The organism is Sporosarcina sp. P17b (assembly GCF_002743115.1).
GTDB lineage: Bacteria > Bacillota > Bacilli > Bacillales_A > Planococcaceae > Sporosarcina > Sporosarcina ureae_C.
The window spans coordinates 1-19,117 of record NZ_PDYP01000021.1; the positions used below are offsets into that span (position 1 = coordinate 1).

19 protein-coding genes are annotated in these 19,117 nt (G+C 40.4%); 9 read left to right on the plus strand and 10 right to left on the minus strand.

What is annotated here, in order from left to right; all coding sequences use genetic code 11:
* Positions 1-349 precede the first annotated feature (349 nt).
* Complete coding sequence (locus tag CSV76_RS15485; protein WP_369823355.1) at positions 350-1,213, minus strand: nucleotidyltransferase-like protein; 864 nt, start codon at positions 1,211-1,213, stop codon at positions 350-352.
* 158 nt (positions 1,214-1,371) lie between these two features.
* Between CSV76_RS15485 and CSV76_RS15490 the strand changes: the two genes are divergently transcribed.
* Positions 1,372-1,728, plus strand: a complete 357-nt coding sequence (locus CSV76_RS15490) for a YgzB family protein (RefSeq protein ID WP_085427030.1) — start codon at positions 1,372-1,374, stop codon at positions 1,726-1,728.
* A 40-nt stretch (positions 1,729-1,768) separates the two neighbouring features.
* On the opposite strand, the gene perR is transcribed toward CSV76_RS15490, so the two are convergent.
* The 3 genes from perR to bcp form a co-directional block, all read right to left on the minus strand.
* Complete coding sequence (perR, locus tag CSV76_RS15495; protein ID WP_099626166.1) at positions 1,769-2,215, minus strand: peroxide-responsive transcriptional repressor PerR; 447 nt, start codon at positions 2,213-2,215, stop codon at positions 1,769-1,771.
* Between the two features lie 102 nt (positions 2,216-2,317).
* Positions 2,318-3,262: a D-2-hydroxyacid dehydrogenase gene (locus CSV76_RS15500; RefSeq protein WP_099626167.1), complete on the minus strand. Its 945-nt coding sequence runs from the start codon at positions 3,260-3,262 to the stop codon at positions 2,318-2,320.
* Between the two features lie 11 nt (positions 3,263-3,273).
* Positions 3,274-3,747 carry a thioredoxin-dependent thiol peroxidase gene (gene bcp / locus CSV76_RS15505; protein WP_085427033.1) on the minus strand — a complete coding sequence of 158 codons (474 nt, stop codon included), beginning with the start codon at positions 3,745-3,747 and terminating at the stop codon, positions 3,274-3,276.
* Positions 3,748-3,919: 172 nt separating this feature from the next.
* Between bcp and CSV76_RS15510 the strand changes: the two genes are divergently transcribed.
* Positions 3,920-5,206 (plus strand): glutamate-1-semialdehyde 2,1-aminomutase, encoded by a 1,287-nt coding sequence (locus tag CSV76_RS15510; RefSeq protein ID WP_099626168.1) that lies wholly within the window; start codon positions 3,920-3,922, stop codon positions 5,204-5,206.
* A 74-nt stretch (positions 5,207-5,280) separates the two neighbouring features.
* Positions 5,281-6,360: an FUSC family protein gene (locus CSV76_RS15515; RefSeq protein WP_085427035.1), complete on the plus strand. Its 1,080-nt coding sequence runs from the start codon at positions 5,281-5,283 to the stop codon at positions 6,358-6,360.
* Between the two features lie 116 nt (positions 6,361-6,476).
* Here the strand turns inward: CSV76_RS15515 and CSV76_RS15520 are convergent, their stop codons facing one another.
* The 4 genes from CSV76_RS15520 to mutY form a co-directional block, all read right to left on the minus strand.
* Positions 6,477-8,222, minus strand: a complete 1,746-nt coding sequence (locus tag CSV76_RS15520) for an ABC transporter ATP-binding protein (RefSeq protein ID WP_099626169.1) — start codon at positions 8,220-8,222, stop codon at positions 6,477-6,479.
* A gap of 48 nt (positions 8,223-8,270) precedes the next feature.
* Entirely contained in the window at positions 8,271-8,819 is a 549-nt protein-coding gene (gene ntdP, locus CSV76_RS15525; RefSeq protein ID WP_099626170.1) for a nucleoside tri-diphosphate phosphatase, read from the minus strand.
* 195 nt (positions 8,820-9,014) lie between these two features.
* On the minus strand, positions 9,015-9,338 hold the full coding sequence (locus CSV76_RS15530) for a gamma-type small acid-soluble spore protein (RefSeq protein WP_085427038.1): 324 nt from the start codon (positions 9,336-9,338) through the stop codon (positions 9,015-9,017).
* Between the two features lie 72 nt (positions 9,339-9,410).
* A complete protein-coding gene (mutY, locus tag CSV76_RS15535) occupies positions 9,411-10,457 on the minus strand; it encodes an A/G-specific adenine glycosylase (RefSeq protein WP_099626171.1) in 1,047 nt (348 codons plus the stop codon).
* A 97-nt stretch (positions 10,458-10,554) separates the two neighbouring features.
* Between mutY and CSV76_RS15540 the strand changes: the two genes are divergently transcribed.
* The gene (locus CSV76_RS15540; protein WP_099626172.1) at positions 10,555-11,538 is read left to right on the plus strand and encodes a metal-dependent hydrolase; all 984 of its coding nucleotides are present in this window, start codon (positions 10,555-10,557) and stop codon (positions 11,536-11,538) included.
* Positions 11,539-11,574: 36 nt separating this feature from the next.
* On the opposite strand, the gene CSV76_RS15545 is transcribed toward CSV76_RS15540, so the two are convergent.
* Complete coding sequence (locus tag CSV76_RS15545; protein ID WP_085427041.1) at positions 11,575-11,907, minus strand: YfhH family protein; 333 nt, start codon at positions 11,905-11,907, stop codon at positions 11,575-11,577.
* A complete protein-coding gene (recX, locus tag CSV76_RS15550) occupies positions 11,897-12,709 on the minus strand; it encodes a recombination regulator RecX (protein WP_099626173.1) in 813 nt (270 codons plus the stop codon). The genes CSV76_RS15545 and recX overlap by 11 nt, the downstream gene beginning before the upstream one ends.
* 93 nt (positions 12,710-12,802) lie before the next feature.
* Between recX and CSV76_RS15555 the strand changes: the two genes are divergently transcribed.
* The 5 genes from CSV76_RS15555 (at position 12,803) to CSV76_RS15575 (ending at position 19,082) form a co-directional block, all read left to right on the plus strand.
* Entirely contained in the window at positions 12,803-13,702 is a 900-nt protein-coding gene (locus tag CSV76_RS15555; protein WP_085427043.1) for a TIGR01777 family oxidoreductase, read from the plus strand.
* A gap of 105 nt (positions 13,703-13,807) precedes the next feature.
* The gene (locus CSV76_RS15560; RefSeq protein WP_085427044.1) at positions 13,808-14,608 is read left to right on the plus strand and encodes a polysaccharide deacetylase family protein; all 801 of its coding nucleotides are present in this window, start codon (positions 13,808-13,810) and stop codon (positions 14,606-14,608) included.
* A 353-nt stretch (positions 14,609-14,961) separates the two neighbouring features.
* Entirely contained in the window at positions 14,962-15,132 is a 171-nt protein-coding gene (locus CSV76_RS17610; protein WP_099626174.1) for an SE1561 family protein, read from the plus strand.
* Between the two features lie 24 nt (positions 15,133-15,156).
* Complete coding sequence (locus tag CSV76_RS15570; RefSeq protein WP_099626175.1) at positions 15,157-16,689, plus strand: fumarate hydratase; 1,533 nt, start codon at positions 15,157-15,159, stop codon at positions 16,687-16,689.
* Between the two features lie 488 nt (positions 16,690-17,177).
* Positions 17,178-19,082, plus strand: coding sequence for a heavy metal translocating P-type ATPase (locus tag CSV76_RS15575; RefSeq protein WP_085427046.1), 1,905 nt, complete (start codon positions 17,178-17,180; stop codon positions 19,080-19,082).
* Positions 19,083-19,117: the final 35 nt, after the last annotated feature.

A 19,117-nucleotide genomic window follows, 5' to 3' on the forward strand; every position in this document is an offset into this window, starting at 1 on the left:
TCCATAAGAGAAATTCGATTAGCTCGAGTTTCATTTGCTGGCATCAATTAAGATACTCATTTTTGTTTATGTCACTGGCAAGCCAGGCACAAACTGTATTTCGTTAACGTTTTGCTGTTCAGTTTTCAAGGTTCGTGTTTTGCGCTTCTTGTAAAAGCGACTTCTCTAATATAGCTCATCTTACTCTCATTCGTCAAGTCTTTTTTAAAATTCTTTTTCGAATGTTTTGTTCGTGTTGCTTAGAACGTTTCTCCCAAGCGACATTTATTATAATAACATGGCGTTAAAGAATATGTCAACAACTATTCCAAAAAAATTATAGAGCGATCGAAGAACCGCTCTACGACAGTCACCGAGCCCTTATAATACGGTACTCTCTGTGGAATAGCAAATCATTTTTAGACGGTACTGGTGTGATCTCAATTAAATGCTTATCCACTAAGTATTCAATAAAGAACTCTAAATCCGAGGAATACAACGCCAACTCGTCTTGTTCATGCAATTGCTGGATAGTCCAAGATTCTCTTTCGCTCATAATATCCAATAAATGTGTTGCTGCTTCACTTGTGTAGTTATGAATAAAGAACTCACTTGCCAAGAACACTAAATCTAGACGTTTCTCTAATTCTTCTTCACTTCCAATTAATTCTTCGTACAACTTAAAAACAGCTGGATCTATTTTCTTCATTTGCGCCCACACAGTGTTTTCAGGTAAAACGTTATGCTTAACAGCGACGAACCTAGCTAAGTTATGCAGTGTATTGATCGCGAATAGATAGGAATCCATGTATTGTTTTCTTTCGAAATGAATTTTCCCTTCATTATAAGCGCGAATCATTTTAGCCATTTCCATCCCCATTTTAATCCCTCTACCGAATAACGGTTCTTCGGATAAACGCTGTTTCAGCTGCTCCCCATATTCATCTCGATCAAAATATAACTTGCCGAGGATTAACCAATCAATGATTTTCTTATTGGTTCCCACAAGTAACCAGTGTGTTAGTTGGCGCTCGCTAATGATATGCATGGCTGCTTTACGCTTGCCATCTGTATAGTGTTTTGTCTGAATCGGTATTTCATTATTTGAAGTGATGATGAATAAGATTTCATCAAATGTATCCGTAATCGGATCATCTTCTCTTTGATTGCCAATGAGAAGGACACTTAACGTCTCGGGCAAGCTCGCTCTCTCTTGGTATACTGGCCGTAGCATTTGTTCCACTTTCTCGCCTCCCAGTTTTCTATAGATAGTCTCGAATACTCTATTTCGACGAATTTCACATAAAATCCTTTAATTTAAAGGGAGTTTGTACTGCAATTAAATAATAATATGATATATTAGGTGAGGATAGCGTTAGGAGGAAACTTGAGATGAAGCCTTACAAAAATAAAATAAATCGTATTCGGTCATTTGCCTTGTCACTAATTTTCATCGGAGTCGTCATTATGTACATCGGAATATTCTTCCGTTCTAATGAAGTAGTTATGTTGATCTTTATGTTTTTGGGCATGGTTGCAATTATCGGTAGTACAGTGGTGTATGCGTGGATCGGTACCCTTTCTACACGGGCTGTACGAGTTCAGTGTCCAAATTGCGGCAAGCATACAAAAGTGCTTGGACGAGTTGATATGTGCGGACATTGTCGCGAGCCGTTGACACTCGACCCCAATCTTGAAGGTAAAGAATTCGACATTGCGTATAATAAAAAAGTAAAGCAAGAAAAATAATACAAAATAAAAGAGTGTAACCCAAATGGGTTACACTCTTTTATTTCGCTTGATTCTGTTGCATCGCTGCACATTCAGGACAAGTTCCATACACTTCTAAACGATGTGAATTCACTTGGAATCCTGTCACATGCGCTGCAAGACGTTCTACTTCTTCTAAACCAGGATGGTGGAAATCTACAATCTTTCCGCAGTCGTCACAAATAATATGGTAATGGTCATGTGTTACGAAATCAAAACGACTTGACGAATCTCCGTACGTCAACTCTTTGACTAATCCAGAGCTTTGAAATACACGCAAGTTGTTATAAACTGTCGCCACACTCATATTGGGAAAATCTGATTCTAGTGCTTTATAGATTTCATCAGCAGTCGGATGTGAATGGGATGTGATTAAATACTCAAGAATCGCATGTCGTTGTGGAGTTATTCTCACACCACTTTCTTTCAATGTCACTAACGCATCTTTTAAGAATACTCCAGGCATCGTAATGCACCTCACTTCATAAGAATTACTTCTTTATAATCATTATAATTAGTGTACTCAATTATGAGGTGTATTGTCAACATTTCTGCCGATTATGCTATATTAATAACCTTTTGCTAAATCAACTTGGTTGATAAGGTCCTTTTCCCCCGCCACCCACTTATCAAGATTGGTATCCATGATATCAAGTGAACGTTTGATATATTGATCGGAAAGACTGGACATATGCGGAGATACTGTACAGTTGGGCAATTCCCAAAACGGATGATCTTCAGGCAACGGCTCTGTTTCAAAGACATCAAGGACCGCATGACGAATTTCATTTTGTTGCAAGGCAACCAACACATACTGCTCTTTCACTGCGTCACCCCTACCTACATTCATAAAGACCGCTGTCTCTTTCATGGCACGAAAATGCTCTGGCTGATAAATCCATCTTGTTTGGGGCGTACTTGGCAAGATAGAGATGACATAATCCGCTTCCGGTAATCTCTCAAGTATTTCTTGGAATGAAATTGTTTCATCCATTGAAGGATTTGAGTGACCCGAACGATTGCAGCCAATCGTGCGGACATGGAATGCCTGAAGTAAGCGTCCGATTTCCCCACCAATTGCACCAGTTCCTACTATTAAAGCAGTGGAGTGATTCATTTCACCAGGTAAAGAATCTAGCTTCCATTCTTTTTTATCCTCCCTTTTATAGATACCTGGCAATCCACGTTCCAAGGATAGTAAATGTGCCAATACAGATTCGGCTAGCGGCATTTTATGAACACCATGCGAATTCGTAACTAAAATATCGCGCTCCTGAAGTGCTTCAATTGGTAATGTATCGACTCCAACCGCTGCTACCATGACCCATTTTAACGCGGTAGCTTTTTCGACATGTTCTGATGTTAAATCTCCACCATCTGTCACGATTACCTCTATATCTTCCAATGAAGCATCATCAATATTTGTAGTATATATAAATTCGACATTAGGATACTTCTCTTTTAATTGCTCTTTAAATGTAGTTTTAATCTTAAATGTGAATAGTACCTTCATGTGACAACCTCCTATTTAGTTAGTTGCTCAAGTGTTGCTAGTGCATTTGCTACATGATCTTTCACTCGAACTTTTCGCCATTCCTTTACTACGGTACCCGTTGGATCAATCAAAAATGTCGAGCGTTCTATGCCCATATACTCCTTGCCGAAATTCTTCTTTAGTTTCCAAACTCCATACTGTTCAGCTACAGCATGGTCTTCATCTACTAGTAGGGAGAACGGCAAGCTATGCTTTGTGATAAACTTTTGGTGAGATACTGCATGATCCGGACTCACACCCAGCACTACAGCATTCAGTCCTTCAAAGTTCGCGTGCGCATCACGAAAATCACATGCCTCCGTCGTGCAACCAGGCGTTGAATCTTTCGGATAAAAATACAGAACTACATAGCTTTTTCCTTTATATTGATCTAATGAAACCATTTCTCCATTTTCATTCGATAATGAGAATGCTGGTGCTTGTTTTCCTTCTAAATTTTCCATTTGAATTCCTCCTCTAATATATATAAACGAATAGTGTACTTACTCTCTCCACACTTATCGTATCGGAAGTATTTGAATTTTACAATTTACCTATACTTCACTCTGAAGGTAGAGACTTCACTTCGATTAATGCTAAAATGGATAACGTATAAATGATTTGGAGGAATTACTAATGAACCGAAAAAATTCAGAGGCAATCTACGCAGAAGCATGTGAACATATTGTGGGAGGCGTGAACAGCCCTGCCCGAGCATACGGAGCGGTTGGCGGAGGTGCACCTACTGTTATGGAACGAGCAGAAGGCGCTTATTTTTATGATGTTGATGGGAATCGATATATTGACTACTTGGGAGCATATGGTCCAATCATTACAGGACATGCGCACCCGCACATTACAAAAGCGATCACAAAAGCAGCGGAAACAGGTGTGCTTTACGGAACACCGACACGCCACGAAGTACAATTCGCAAAAATGTTAAAAGAAGCAATTCCCGGAATGGACAAAGTTCGTTTCGTTAACTCCGGTACAGAGGCTGTTATGACAACCATTCGTGTAGCGAGAGCGTTTACTGGACGTACGAAGATTATGAAGTTCGCAGGATGCTATCACGGTCACTCCGATCTTGTATTAGTAGCTGCTGGATCAGGTCCCGCTACATTAGGCACACCGGACTCCGCAGGCGTACCTTCTTCTATCGCGAAAGAGGTCATCACGATTCCGTTCAATGATCCCGAAAGCTATAAAGAAGCGATGAAACAATGGGGCGATGAACTTGCTTGTATTCTAATCGAACCAATTGTCGGGAACTTTGGAATCGTCGAGCCAAATGAAGGGTTCTTGGAACTTGTTCATGAGTTAGCTAAAGAGCAAGGCGTTCTGACTGTCTATGATGAGGTCATTACAGCGTTCCGTTTCCATTACGGTGCGGCACAAACATTACTCGGTCTTCAACCGGATTTAACAGCATTCGGAAAGATTATCGGCGGTGGCCTACCAATTGGCGCTTATGGCGGTAAAAAAGAAATCATGGAACAAGTTGCTCCACTCGGCCCCGCTTATCAAGCAGGAACAATGGCTGGAAATCCTGCATCTATGCTTTCGGGAATCGCTTGTCTAGAAGTGCTTCAAGAACCAGGCATTTATGAAGAGATGGATCGCTTAGGCGGTTTACTTGAAGACGGCATTCTGAAATTGGCTAAAAAACACAGTATCCAATTGACGATCAATCGTCTTGGAGGCGCACTTACGTTATTTTTCACAGACGTCAAAGTGGAAAACTACAAGCAAGCTGAAGCAACGGATGGTGAAATTTTCGGACGTTTCTTTAAAGAAATGCTGAAAAACGGCATCAACTTAGCACCATCTAAGTATGAAGCATGGTTTTTAACTTCCGCTCATACTGAATCAGATATAAACGAAACACTTGAAGCAGTAGATCGCGCATTTAAAGCACTTTAAAATAGAACAATTGACCGTTTTATGCGTATATTGTAAAGTAAGCATAAAAGAGCTTTTAGGAAAGGAATTACCCAATGAAACTTGGTGCCCGCGTCTTTAAGACGGGTATTGCGATTGTATTTGCTCTGTTTCTCGCAAATTTATTAGAATTACCTACAGCAGTGTTCGCAGGTATTGCAGCTATTTTCGCAATCCAACCCTCTATTTACAGATCATACTTAACAATAGTAGAACAATTGCAAGGTAATTTAATCGGTGCCACTATAGCAGTCTTATTCACTCTCATCTTTGGTCCTCAACTTATAATAGTCGGTTTGGCAGCTGTCATCGTTATGACTATTATGTTGAAACTGGGCCTCGAAAAATCTATGTCACTTGCACTCGTTACAATGATTGCAGTGATGGAGGTTAAAGATGATGCCTTCCTAACATTTGCCCTCCTTCGTGTAGGTACTATTTTGGTAGGTGTACTGGCGGCATTCATTGTGAATCTAGTGTTCATGCCACCGAAATATGAAACGAAACTGTTTCAGGCGATTCATCAGGCACAGGACGAAATTATTCGTTGGACGCGTTTAGCTGGTCGTCAAGTGTCTGAACATACTGCTATGAAGAAATCGTTGAGTAAGTTAAAGGAACGTCTGATTCAAATTGATCAGCTGTACTTATTATTTAAAGAAGAGCGCAGCTATTTCAAGAAAACTACTGCCGCAAAAGCGAGACGGCTTGTTGTCTATCGACAATTGATCGGTACAACTAGGAGTAGTTATGACGTTCTCAAAAGGATGCATATGTATGAAAATGAACTCATCAATCTTCCAGAGCACTTCCGAATGATGATTCAGGAGCGTCTAGAGTCATTACTCGTCTATCATGAACAGCTTCATCTGAAATTCGTTGGTAAGCTAAAAGCGGATTACGACGACGATGAAACACATAGCGAGTTTATGCAACGACAAGAAGTGATGAATATTTTCGTTAAGGAAATTGCGATTACTAATGAAGAAGAAGAATTTTCTTCTTATCATTTACTTCACGTCCTCTCGTCCATCCTGAATTACGAGGAGCAGCTAGAACATCTGGATACGCTGATCACTTCTTATCAATCACGATATGAAGACGAAGAGAATGTTTTAGAAGACGAATTCTATTAATAAAACGGCACATGACTTTTAAAGTCTTGTGCCGTTTTTATTTTTATCAATTATTGAAGTTTATTGGCTCAGATCGTTCGTTATAGAACACACACCGATTGACTTGAGCCTTTCATTTATCCACCAAGTTCTTGGCGATTGTATAAACCAGCATATGTACCGTCTAGTTTCATTAATTCCTGGTGAGTACCTGATTCTTTTAAGTCTCCGTGGTCTATTACATAAATACAATCCGCATGTGTAATGGTAGATAGTCGATGGGCGACAATTAGTGTAGTGCGATCGTGCGCCAAGCGTTCCAATGAATCTTGGATGAGCGCTTCACTTTCTAAATCCAAGGCAGACGTTGCTTCATCCAAAATGAGCAATGCTGGGTTTTTCAGGAAGACGCGGGCAATGGAGATACGTTGCTTCTGTCCACCTGACAACTTCACGCCGCGCTCTCCTACCCTGGTATCATATCCTTCACTCAATGTTTCAATAAAGTCATGCGCATTTGCGGCTTTTGCTGCAGCGATGACTTCTTCATCTGTGGCATCTGGCTTCCCCATCAAAATATTACTTTTGACAGAATCACTGAACAGAATCGAATCTTGAAGTACCATACCGATCTGATCTCGAAGCGATTTAACCTTTACGTCGCGGATGTCATGGCCGTCGATGCGAATAGCACCAGACGTCACGTCATAAAATCGCGGGATCAAACTGATAATAGTTGATTTCCCGCCACCACTCATACCAACAAGTGCGGCTGTTTCACCAGGACGGATCTTCAAACTAATATTTTTCAGTACTTCATCTTCTTCATATGCAAAGCTAACACGATCAAACTCGATCTCTCCAGCAATCGATGGTAACTCTTTTGCATTCTCTTTATCAACAACATCATATTTTTCATTCATCAAGTCTAATACTCTGTCCATCGAAGCGAATGACTGCGTCAATGATGTGGATGAATTAACTAAACGACGTAACGGTGAATATAATCTTTCGATAAATGCGATGAACGCAACCATTGTTCCTACAGATAATGAACCGTTGATTACTTGGTAACCTGCATAGCCTATGACGAGAAGTGGTGCGACATCAGTAATCGTATTGACAACCGCAAAAGCTTTTGCATTCCAACGTGTATGTTCGATTGCACGCTCTAGGAATTTACCATTCACTTCATCGAAACGTTCCTGTTCTTTATCTTCTATCGCAAAACTTTTGATAATACTAACACCCGCCACGCGCTCATGAAGATAACTTTGTACATCCGCAAGTGCCTGCGAACGTTTACGTGTCAATTGGCGTAATTTGCCGAAGAAGTGCTTGACGCTAAATGCGTAAAATGGAAATGCCAATAATGTTACCAGTGTCAGTTGCACATCAAGTGTCAGCATAATTGCTATGGCGATTATAATAGTAGCCAAGTCGAGCCAGACATTCATCAAGCCAATCATGACGAAGTTTTTCGTTTGTTCCACGTCATTGATGACTCTCGAGATTACTTCACCTGCGCGTGTATTCGAATAGAATCGTAAACCAAGCTTCTGTAAATGACTATACAGTGATTTACGGATATCGAATAATATTTTATTACTGACTAGCTGTGCGTAGTATTGACGATAATATTCAACAGGTGGACGGATTAAGAAGAACACGATGATTGTTCCGCCAAGCCAATAAAATAACTGCTTAGTCTTTTCTGGATCACTCATCGTCGGCGAACCGATGATGTCATCGATGACGATTTTAATTAATAAGGGTAGAAATAAAGGAATAGCAAATTTTACGACACCAATGAGAACAGTGAAGACAATTTGCCAATTATAAGGCTTTACAAATTGAAGATAACGTTTAATACTCTCACCCATTTTGTTCCTCCTACTAAAAAAACCTGACTTGCACGAGTGCAAGCAGGTCTAGCTTTGTTCTTCTTGGATTTGCTTATAAAATTCATAACGCGAAGTCCAGACATCAATGAAATCGGGAGCAAAAGGACCTTTTCTCTGCTTGATCCAACCAAGGAGTTTCGTTAAGTTATCCTGCAAGATTTGATCGATAACTTCCGGATAATTCATTTGACGTTTATGATCTGCATATTCGTCTTCATCCAGAATCAAGTAACTCATGTCAGGAAATACTTTTACGTCTAAGTCATAATCGATATACTTTAAGGACTTTTCATCATAAACGAATGGTGAGCTTATGTTGACATAATAGTACACACCGTCTTCACGTAACATACAAATGATATTGAACCAGTTTTCCGCATGAAAATAGCAAATGGATGGTTCACGTGTCAGCCATGTGCGACCATCCGATTCTGTCACAAGCGTACGTTCATTTCCACCGATGATGATATTCCGTGTACCTTTTAATACAAGTGTCTCTTGCCAAACACGATGAATTTTGCCGTTATGTTTGTAGCTGTGTATCTGTATTGTATCTCCTTCTTTTGGAATTGCCATTTTCTCTACCACCTTTGAGCCTTGCCGCTCTTGCTATCTGTCCATTATACCAACTGCTTTCCCAAATTTAAAACGATTCAACCATCTATTTTGTAATTGATTGAATTAACTAGGTCCACAGCACGTTTATTCACGCAAGAAAACCGGTAGAAATGGCTTATGTTAGCCATTTCTACCGGTTCTTGATGTACATGCTTAGTTTGAACCTTTATATTGGTTCGCACGTGCTCCAGAAGCTTTTTGTTTGTTAGCTTCTGCTTTGTTGATCTCTTGTTTCACTTGATTGACATCTGTTTCAGATCCGAATTCCTCGTTCATGGAGGACTGCGTCGCGGAAGAAGACTGCATGTTCATTGCAGATTGCGCGTTTTGCTGACGAACTTGATTAACGTCCGTCTCGGAAGCGAACTCTTCATTCATCGGTTGTTGCATTGCAGATTGCGCATTCTGTTTCTTCACTTGATTCGCATCTGTCATAGATGGATCTTGTTGTGCGTTACGCTTTGGTTGCTTAGGCATAGATTATTCACCTCCGTAATCACTATGATGTCCAATAGCTTAGACTTTTATTCAAAGTGAATGAAGAAGTTTTTACCATTCCAGCAACTCGATAATTTTCAGCACAGGTTTTGATTTTGGTAGTGCTTCTACTTGTTGTTTCGTGAAAAACTGTAAATCATCTTCCGCATGTTCGCTCTCCAATTGTGCACGATATACATGGATGTCCCAAGTTATATGAGAGAACACGTGTTGAACTCGCGGTAGCTCCTGCATGTTTTTTAATTTCAATCCATTCTCTTTTTCAAAATTTTCGACTGTAGAAGTTTCCTGAAGTTCAAACATTGGAAATTCCCAAAGACTTGCAAGCAATCCGGTGCTTGGACGTTTCTGTAACAGCCAATTCCCCTCATTATTTTGAATCGCAAATGCAGCAAGCGAAACGTGCTTCATTTTTTGCTTTTTTATCTTGATTGGCAATTGTTGTTGTTTTCCTTCTTCAAATGCGATGCAATATTCCCTAACAGGACATAATAAACAATGAGGATTCGGTGTACATATTGTCGCACCGAGTTCCATAAGTGCCTGGTTGAACGAAGAGGGATCTTCTTCCGAAATTAATTCCATCACAGCTTGTTCAAACAACTTTTTATTACGGGGCAATGCAATATCTTCTTCAATCAACAATATTCTCGACAATACCCGCATAACATTTCCGTCAACTGCATGTTCAGGTACTCCATAGGCAATACTCAAGATAGCGCCTGCTGTATAAGGCCCTACTCCTTTTAACGTAGATATTTCTTTACGATTGTTCGGAACTTTCCCGCCATATGTTTCAACGACTTCTCTCACACCCGACTGCAAGTTACGCACTCTGGAATAATAGCCAAGCCCTTCCCACATTTTCAAAATATCTTCTTCAGGTGCAGTTGACAGGTCTTGCATAGTTGGAAATTTCTCGATGAAACGCTCATAATACGGAATGACGGTATCTACTCGTGTTTGTTGCAACATGACTTCCGAAACCCAAATATAATATGGATTATCGGTTCTTCTCCAAGGCAAGTCTCGCTTTTCGGCTTCATACCAAGTCAATAATGCATCTTGGAATGCTTTCTTTTGTTCAATGATTTGCATATGGACCTCGTTTCTTCATGTAAATGCTTTTAGTTATGATAATAAAGGGTATATAATTATAAGTAGTATATAACTCTTTCAGTAAAGGAGTGATAATTTGGATACAGGCACACATATTGCAATGGGTGTTGCGATTAGTGGATTGGCCCTTGCCGACTCAGTCGTAGCAACTGAACCTGCCACGATGGGCGCTGTTTTTGCTGGTATTATGGTTGGTTCACTCATTCCCGATATAGATACGGTTCTGAAACTTAGAAACAACGCAGTTTATTTAACTAACCATCGAGGCATTACACATTCGGTTCCAGCGGTTATGCTGTGGCCGTTATTGATCTCCATACTGTTGACCTTCATTGTGCCGGGTGCTATTTTCCTTCATGTATGGGCATGGACATTCTTAGCGGTATTCACGCATGTCTTTGTGGATATTTTCAACTCGTATGGCACTCAGGCTCTTCGGCCATTCTCACAAAAGTGGGTAGCCATAGGTGTGATCAATACATTCGATCCGATTATTTTCGGACTTCATGTAGTGGCAATCTTGGCGTGGGTGTTCGGTACAGACCCTGTCTTGACAATGTCTATATTGTATATCGTCTTATTCTTCTATTACCTATTGCGTTTTGCAGTAAAGAGCGCAGTAAAAAATGCTGTAAAGAAGACGATTCCGAATGCGACGCATATATTCACTGCACCTACGATGAACTTCTTTCAGTGGCGAATTGCTGCAACGACAGAGGTTGATCATTATGTAGGACGAGCATACGGGCGTTCCATTACTATTTACGAACGTTTCAAACGTGAAACTATGCCAATGTCACCTCAAGTTGAAGCGGCGTTGGAAGATCCGAACATGCAGGCTTTCACTTCGTTTTCGCCTCTCTATCGTTGGTCAATTTCAGAAGAAGCGGCTATTTACGAAGTTCGTTTGATAGATCTACGTTACCGAAGTAAAGGTTACTATCCATTCGTAGCGGTAGCACATGTCAATGAAGATTTAGAAGTAGTGAATTCCTATACTGGGTGGATTTTCTCAGAGGAAAAACTACGTAAAAAACTTAATTTTGCTCCTAATAATTAAAGAACGTTCGTGCATTAAGCACGAGCGCTCTTTTTTTTATTTTCCGCTTTTTATATTTTTCAACATCGCAAGTGGCAATGCCTCTTCAGCTTTGTCTCCGCCTAAGCGATACCCCCATGCGAATAGCCCTTTTAGATAATCCACTTGAAAGAACACGCCATCGTCTCCTTCAATACGATACATTTCACCAGGCTTAATCGTAGCAGGATCCACAAGATATGATTGCACTAGAACTGCTTTTCTTTGATGAACAGCATATTCACTGAGCATCCCCATCTGTTCCGCTTTACGCGCTTTTTCCATCAATTTACCGATTTCGCTACGTAGTTCGTTTTCATTCATGTCACTATAATGTTTTTCAGTATCCATCTTCTTCATTCCTTTTCTGTTCAATAAATTGATCGATTTGACCGAATGGAATACCTTTTTGATACATCGATTGCTTCACACGTTGTCTAAGGTCGGATCCTGAGTATTTACTTTGGTAGCGTCTCCATGCTTTCTCACCGAATGCAGACGTAATGTCGGACCATTCTTCTTCATCCCGCTCGATTGTTAAATTGCTGAGAACTTCCGAAATCTGCTGATAAGAAAACCCTTTTCTAGCCAATGAATTCTGTATTTTTTGCTTAACTTGTGCTGGTGGCTGTGAACTATTCGATCGCATCGTTTTTTCAGCCAGTTTCATGGCATTAGCCATTTGATCTTCCATTGTATATTCCTCCAATGCTTGAGTTTGCAGTTCTTTGGGTATACCTTTTTTATAGAGAGATTGCTGAATAGCTCTCGGGCCTTTTAACGTACTATTTTTTTCTGTGCGTACAAGTGCTTCCGAAAATGCTTCATCATTCAAAAAGCCAAGCCGTTTTAATTTGACGATAGCTTCTAGAACAACCGCTTCTCCATATTCTTTTTCAAGCAATTTCTTCTTAACTTCCATTTCACTTCGCATTCGGAACGATAAAAAATGTAAAGCACGGTTAAATGCTTTTTCAATTTGGTCTGAATAAACAATCTCGTCCGTAGACCAATCGTCCAATTCCATGCCTTTCGTGAGTTCAAATTTCACTAAGACTGTTTCATGGACACTAAATGCATATTGATCATCAAGGAAAATATTATAACGTTCGCTATCTCTTTTTTGTTGTGATATTTTGGTAATAAGCGGCACGTTTCCATCACCTACTTTGTCTAAGTATACCGCTTCTTGCGGTGGTGGTCAGCAATAGTGTACTAATTTTCAAGAGAATGGAGGGAAACCATTATGAGAGTGGTTATTACAGGGGGAACTGGATTCATTGGCAGTATCTTAACTGAGAAATTAAAGCTAAAGGGTCATGAAGTAATTATTTTAACGCGTAAGCCTTCATCACAACATAATGATGTTCATTATGTTCAATGGTTGACTGATCATGCTTCACCCGAAAATGAATTGGGGCACGTAGATGCATTTGTTAACTTAGCAGGCGTGTCAATTGATGATGGTCGTTGGTCGGAAGAGCGAAAAAAGCAGATTCACGATAGTCGAATAACAGCTACGCAAGAAGTATTGCGTATTATGCGTACGCTTCCTGAGAAACCACGTGTTTTAGTGAATGCAAGTGCTATTGGGATTTATCCTACATCGCTCACTGCTGAGTACACTGAAGATTCTACTGCAGTCGGGGATGATTTTCTCGCACAAACCGTACATGACTGGGAAAATCTCGCAGGGCAAGCGAAAGAATTAGGTGTACGTACTGTATATACTCGTTTCGGTATTGTGCTCGGTAAAGATGGTGGTGCACTTCCACTTATTAAACTTCCTTATCAATTATTTGCCGGTGGTAAAATCGGTTCGGGCAATCAATGGTTCTCATGGGTGCATGTTGAAGACGTGGCTAACGCCATCCTCTTTTCCATAGAGAATCATGATGTTGAAGGTCCCGTTAACGTAGTGGCACCAAGTCCGATGCATATGAATGCTTTCGGCAAAACAATCGGCAAAGTATTGCATCGTCCACACTGGTTCCCAGTACCAAGTTTTGCTATGGAAGTTGCATTAGGTGAAAAAAGTATCGTCGTCTTGCAAGGTCAGCATGTACTACCGAAAAAGTTGTTAGCCCATGGGTTTACGTTCGATTACCCTTCATTACGACCAGCACTTGAAAATTTACTAAAATGATATCCAATGTTTGTTAAGACGTTTTCACGTTTTGACAAACATTTTTTATTTCATTACATACAAAGAGTGGATTGGTACATGCTTAGTAAAAAGGAGTGATGCTTAATGACTCAACATCTGTCAGGATTTCTACTGGCATCTTGTTTACTGATCGTTGGCGTTGTGATGAATCCCTTCACTGTCCAGGCTGAAGCTTTTCATTGGGGATTTAAGAAGGCAACTGAGGGAGTTCCTCCTTCCGCAGGAGCAGAATTGGATAAATTGCTTGATGATTACGGTGCAATCTATAAAGGGAAGGACGATAAAAAAGTTGTATATCTAACGTTCGATAACGGATACGAGAACGGATACACAGAAAGCATTTTAGATACACTAAAAAAAGAGAAAGCACCCGCCACATTTTTCTTGACTGGGCATTATGTAAAAAGTGCAAGTGATTTAGTAAAGCGTATGGTAAAGGATGGTCATGGAATTGGGAATCATTCATATGATCACCCGAACATGGCCAATATAACCGAACAGCAGATGGAAGATGAGTGGAAGAGGTTAGATGAAATTGTATACGCTACTACTGGTCTAAAGAGAACGATCTACGCAAGGCCACCAGAGGGTACATTCAATGCGAAGCTACTAGAAAAAGGGAACGAACTGGGATACAGACATATTTTCTGGTCTGTTGCCTTCATTGACTGGCACCGTGACCAGCGAAAAGGAAAAGCGTATGCCTATAATGAATTGATGAATCAATTACACCCGGGCGCTGTCATTCTTATGCATACCGTAGCAGCTGATAATGCAGAGGCACTTCCCGATTTCATTCGAGATGCTAAGAAGCAGGGATATGAATTCCATTCATTAGATCAATTAGTGAAGGAATATGAAAAAGGAAATAAAATTACACAATAAATGAGAGACCTTATCTGTTTGTTTACTGCCAACAGATAAGGTCTCTAATTATTTGATTCATCTTCAATTTGCATGTTTATATTCGTAGTTATCCAACTTATTCACTGCCGTTGGACTGTTACGGATCCCCTCCTTCGTTGTTATGTGTCTAGGATTCGATTCGTTTCTATAACTACGACCTCCTTTTCTTTTGATTAAACTTACTATAACAACTATTCTGTTAATTGTAAAGTGTTTTAATGAAATTTCTACTATTTTCTTTTTTATTTGTTGTTTGTAGTACGCACAACAAAATCAGATTGAAAAAAACAGTGTTTTCGTATACGATATCAATGATAGAAAGAGGTGTACGTATGGATAACTCACAAAATAACGAACAAGTCTTCGAACTGAAGAATCGATTCAATCAATTCATCGAAACATTAGAAGCGATTGAACCTGAACACACGGACCTCCAAGATATAGATCGTCTAATCATGTTACTCGATGAATTAGAAGAACAGATGGATAGTTCGAAAAAATAACATATAATAACGGGGGATTTTGAGATGTACATAGAGACAATTGAGAAGAGTATTTATGAACTAGTTTGTGAAACGTCCACAAACTTGCCAAAGGACGTTAGACGCGCAATCCTTTCCGCAAAGGAAAAAGAAAACAAAGGAACAAGCGCTGCTATGAGTTTGGATACGATCGCAAATAACATCAATATGGCAGATGATAAACTATCTCCAATTTGTCAGGATACAGGCCTTCCTACATTCAAGATCAAAACACCAATCGGGGTAAACCAATTGGAAATCAAAGCGGCAATTGTACGCGCGTTGGAGTTAGCTACGGAAAAAGGAAAGCTCCGTCCAAATGCTGTAGATTCATTGACTGGTGAAAACAGCGGCAATAACTTAGGTATTGGCTTGCCCGTTGTAAAGTTTGAACAATGGGAAGAAGATTACATAGAAGCAAAATTAATCTTAAAAGGTGGCGGATGTGAAAACAAAAACATCCAGTACAGTCTCCCTACTGAATTAGAAGGTCTTGGTCGTGCAGGACGCGATTTAGACGGTATTCGCAAATGTATCCTTCACTCGGTTTACCAGGCACAAGGACAAGGTTGTTCTGCTGGATTTATCGGTGTCGGAATCGGTGGCGACCGTTCATCTGGATATGACTTGGCGAAAGAACAACTTTTCCGCAATGTAACGGACGTTAATCCAGTTCCTGAGCTTGCGCAGTTGGAAGAGTACGTATTAGAAAAAGCCAATCTTCTTGGAATCGGAACAATGGGCTTCGGCGGAGAAGCTACATTATTAGGATGTAAAATCGGTGTCATGCACCGCATTCCCGCAAGCTTCTACGTATCTGTAGCGTATAACTGCTGGGCATATCGCCGTATGGCAGTGAACATCAATGCAACAACTGGCGAAATCATGGATTGGCACTATAATGAAGGCGAGAAAATTGCATTCGAACAGCCAGCTGAAGAAGCAAAATCCACTGCACGTATCGTACACTTGCAAGCACCCATTTCAGAGGAAGACGTTCGCGACCTTCATGTTGGCGACGTGGTGAAAATTTCTGGCCGTATGTACACAGGCCGTGACGCCATCCACAAGCACTTAATGGACAATGACGCACCAGTTGATTTGAATGGACAAGTCATCTATCACTGTGGACCAGTTGTTCTAAAGAATGATGAAGGTAAGTATGAGATCAAAGCTGCGGGACCCACGACTTCTATGCGTGAAGAACCGTACCAGGGTGATATCATGAAAAAGTTCGGTATCCGTGCGGTAATTGGTAAAGGCGGAATGGGACCTAGAACACTTGCGGCTCTTAAAGAGCATGGCGGTGTGTACTTGAATGGTATAGGCGGTGCAGCGCAGTATTATGCTGACTGTATTAAAGAGGTGGAAGGCGTCGACTTACTGGAGTTCGGTATTCCAGAAGCACTATGGCATTTACGCGTAGAGGACTTCACTGCAGTCGTCACAATGGACTCTCACGGTAACAGTTTACATGCTGATATTGACAAGTCATCTTTAGAAAAGCTTTCTCAGTTCAAAGAAAAAGTATTTAACTAATAAGCAAGCAGCGAATGTGAACTATCATTCGCTGCTTTTTTATGTAGATATATAGATTGGCATGGATAAGTGATGCATCGGTTATCCATCGTTACGCTGCGTTCCAGGCGGAAGCTGAGGCGACTCCTAGGGAATTGGAGTGATCTTGAGACCCTGGACAGGCGCCTTAATTTCTATAAAATATACAGAATTACGGTCGAGCGAACCCTTTGCATTCCTGGAAAGCATCCCCAACCGGAGCTTCAATCCCTTTGTACTCACTGCGTCAACTTTACTCTGTGTATTTACTATCCATTACTTTTGCATTAATTAGCCATTTAAGTAACACTTCTCATTGAGAAATGATATACTGTAGATAATAACTATTACAACTTCATATTCATTCTATTTTAATGCCCGAAAAGTCGATTCTACTACTGTAGAGTCGACTTTCCTGCTTTAATAAGAGCTTTGAAATTGAAACTCATTATCAATTAGGAGGAGATTACATGACATCACTCGCAAAAGAACAACCAGAACAGACGATTGACTGGTCTGCACGTCTTGAGCTGATTGCGGCTATATTATCTGGAATTATCATTCTTGCAGCATGGATTTTAGGAAAAAACGGTCCAGAGTCCTTTTCGGTAACGCTGTATATTATAGCGTTTTTGATTGGTGGTTACGCTAAAGCAAAAGAAGGTATTGAAGAAACAATAAAAAACAAGGAACTGAATGTCGAGATGCTCATGATTTTTGCAGCGATCGGTTCAGGAATTATCGGATACTGGGCTGAAGGTGCAATCCTGATCTTCATCTTCGCAATTAGCGGTGCACTAGAAACCTATACACTTAATAAAAGCCATAATGAAATATCTTCTTTGATGGAATTGCAACCTGAAGAAGCTTGGTTGATCCTTGAAGACGGTAGCGAGAAAAAAGTATCTACAGATTCCCTATCTATTGGATCTGTATTGCTAGTTAAACCTGGTGAACGAATTCCGGTTGATGGTGAAATCTTGAGCGGCATCACTTCGATCGACATGTCAGCTATCAACGGAGAATCTATACCTGTGACGAAGCAGGAAAATGATGAATTATTTGCAGGTACAGTCAATATTAGTGGTGCGATCCGCATGACAATGACTAAACCAAGTTCCGAAACGTTATTCCAAAAGATTATTACAATGGTGCAAAACGCACAAAGCGAGAAATCTCCTTCTCAACAATTTATCGAGCGCTTTGAAGGATCTTATGTAAAGATTGTGCTCGCAGCGGTTGTCATCATGATGTTCCTCCCCCACTTTTTATTTAACTGGGACTGGACTACATCCTTCTACCGTGCGATCGTCTTGCTAGTAGTCGCCTCCCCTTGTGCATTAATGGCTTCGATCATGCCTGCTACATTAGCGGCTGTTTCTAATGGTGCTAGAAAAGGGGTATTATTTAAAGGCGGAGTCCATTTAGAACACTTAAGTACCTTGCAAGCATTTGCTTTTGATAAAACAGGTACTTTGACGAATGGTAAACCTATTGTGATGGATTTCATCGTTCGTGAAGGTGCAGACATGAAAGAGACGCTTGCTTTGTTTGCAGGTGCGGAATCGCTGTCCAATCATCCATTGGCAAAAGCTATCATTAATTACGCTGCAGAGCATGGTGTAGAACCTGAACGTAATCTTCATATTGAAGACGTTCCTGGATTTGGTATAAAAGCAGAAACCGATCAAGGGGACATTCTAATCGGTAAACCGAAATTTGTTGGCGAAGAGTTAGTGGAAGATTTTCAAAACAATGTGGCAGTATCACTAGCGAATGAAGGAAAAACCGTCATTTTCATGAGAGATGAACAAGGAATTGTAGCATTAGCAGCTTTACAAGATACATTACGTAAAGAAGCTATTTCAGCGATTAAATCGCTGCAGTCTTTAGGTCTCCATACCGTCATGTTGACTGGTGATAATGAAAAGACTGCACAAGCCATCGCAAGCGAAGTAGGTGTGGATTCCTACGTAGCAGAATGTCTACCTGAGGAGAAAGTGGTTCAGCTTAAGCAACTATTGAAGAAGTACGGTATGGTCGGTATGGTGGGAGATGGAATCAATGACGCTCCTGCTCTAGCTACCGCCACTTCCGGTATTGCGATGGGTGAAGGTACAGATGTGGCACTCGAGACAGCTGATGTTGTGCTCATGCAAAACGACTTGAATCGCTTATCATACGCTATTAAGCTTTCACGAAAAATGCAACGAATCGTTAAACAAAATGTATTCTTCTCGATAGCGGTCATCTCGATCCTCATTATCGCAAACTTCATGCAAGTAGTGGATTTACCTCTTGGTGTCATTGGACACGAAGGAAGTACAATATTGGTTATATTAAATGGTTTACGGATGCTTAATAAAATAGAATAAAAAAAAGTGAAGAAAGGGAATCCCTTTCTTCACTT

What these genes read in the sequence shown, in the direction of transcription:
- CSV76_RS15485 (WP_369823355.1), bottom strand. Translation starts at nt 1,213, where the DNA reads ATGCTACGGCCAGTATACCAAGAGAGAGCGAGCTTGCCCGAGACGTTA.
- CSV76_RS15490 (WP_085427030.1), top strand. Translation starts at nt 1,372, where the DNA reads ATGAAGCCTTACAAAAATAAAATAAATCGTATTCGGTCATTTGCCTTG.
- perR (WP_099626166.1), bottom strand. Translation starts at nt 2,215, where the DNA reads ATGCCTGGAGTATTCTTAAAAGATGCGTTAGTGACATTGAAAGAAAGT.
- CSV76_RS15500 (WP_099626167.1), bottom strand. Translation starts at nt 3,262, where the DNA reads ATGAAGGTACTATTCACATTTAAGATTAAAACTACATTTAAAGAGCAA.
- bcp (WP_085427033.1), bottom strand. Translation starts at nt 3,747, where the DNA reads ATGGAAAATTTAGAAGGAAAACAAGCACCAGCATTCTCATTATCGAAT.
- CSV76_RS15510 (WP_099626168.1), top strand. Translation starts at nt 3,920, where the DNA reads ATGAACCGAAAAAATTCAGAGGCAATCTACGCAGAAGCATGTGAACAT.
- CSV76_RS15515 (WP_085427035.1), top strand. Translation starts at nt 5,281, where the DNA reads ATGAAACTTGGTGCCCGCGTCTTTAAGACGGGTATTGCGATTGTATTT.
- CSV76_RS15520 (WP_099626169.1), bottom strand. Translation starts at nt 8,222, where the DNA reads ATGGGTGAGAGTATTAAACGTTATCTTCAATTTGTAAAGCCTTATAAT.
- ntdP (WP_099626170.1), bottom strand. Translation starts at nt 8,819, where the DNA reads ATGGCAATTCCAAAAGAAGGAGATACAATACAGATACACAGCTACAAA.
- CSV76_RS15530 (WP_085427038.1), bottom strand. Translation starts at nt 9,338, where the DNA reads ATGCCTAAGCAACCAAAGCGTAACGCACAACAAGATCCATCTATGACA.
- mutY (WP_099626171.1), bottom strand. Translation starts at nt 10,457, where the DNA reads ATGCAAATCATTGAACAAAAGAAAGCATTCCAAGATGCATTATTGACT.
- CSV76_RS15545 (WP_085427041.1), bottom strand. Translation starts at nt 11,907, where the DNA reads ATGGATACTGAAAAACATTATAGTGACATGAATGAAAACGAACTACGT.
- CSV76_RS15555 (WP_085427043.1), top strand. Translation starts at nt 12,803, where the DNA reads ATGAGAGTGGTTATTACAGGGGGAACTGGATTCATTGGCAGTATCTTA.
- CSV76_RS15560 (WP_085427044.1), top strand. Translation starts at nt 13,808, where the DNA reads ATGACTCAACATCTGTCAGGATTTCTACTGGCATCTTGTTTACTGATC.
- CSV76_RS17610 (WP_099626174.1), top strand. Translation starts at nt 14,962, where the DNA reads ATGGATAACTCACAAAATAACGAACAAGTCTTCGAACTGAAGAATCGA.
- CSV76_RS15570 (WP_099626175.1), top strand. Translation starts at nt 15,157, where the DNA reads ATGTACATAGAGACAATTGAGAAGAGTATTTATGAACTAGTTTGTGAA.
- CSV76_RS15575 (WP_085427046.1), top strand. Translation starts at nt 17,178, where the DNA reads ATGACATCACTCGCAAAAGAACAACCAGAACAGACGATTGACTGGTCT.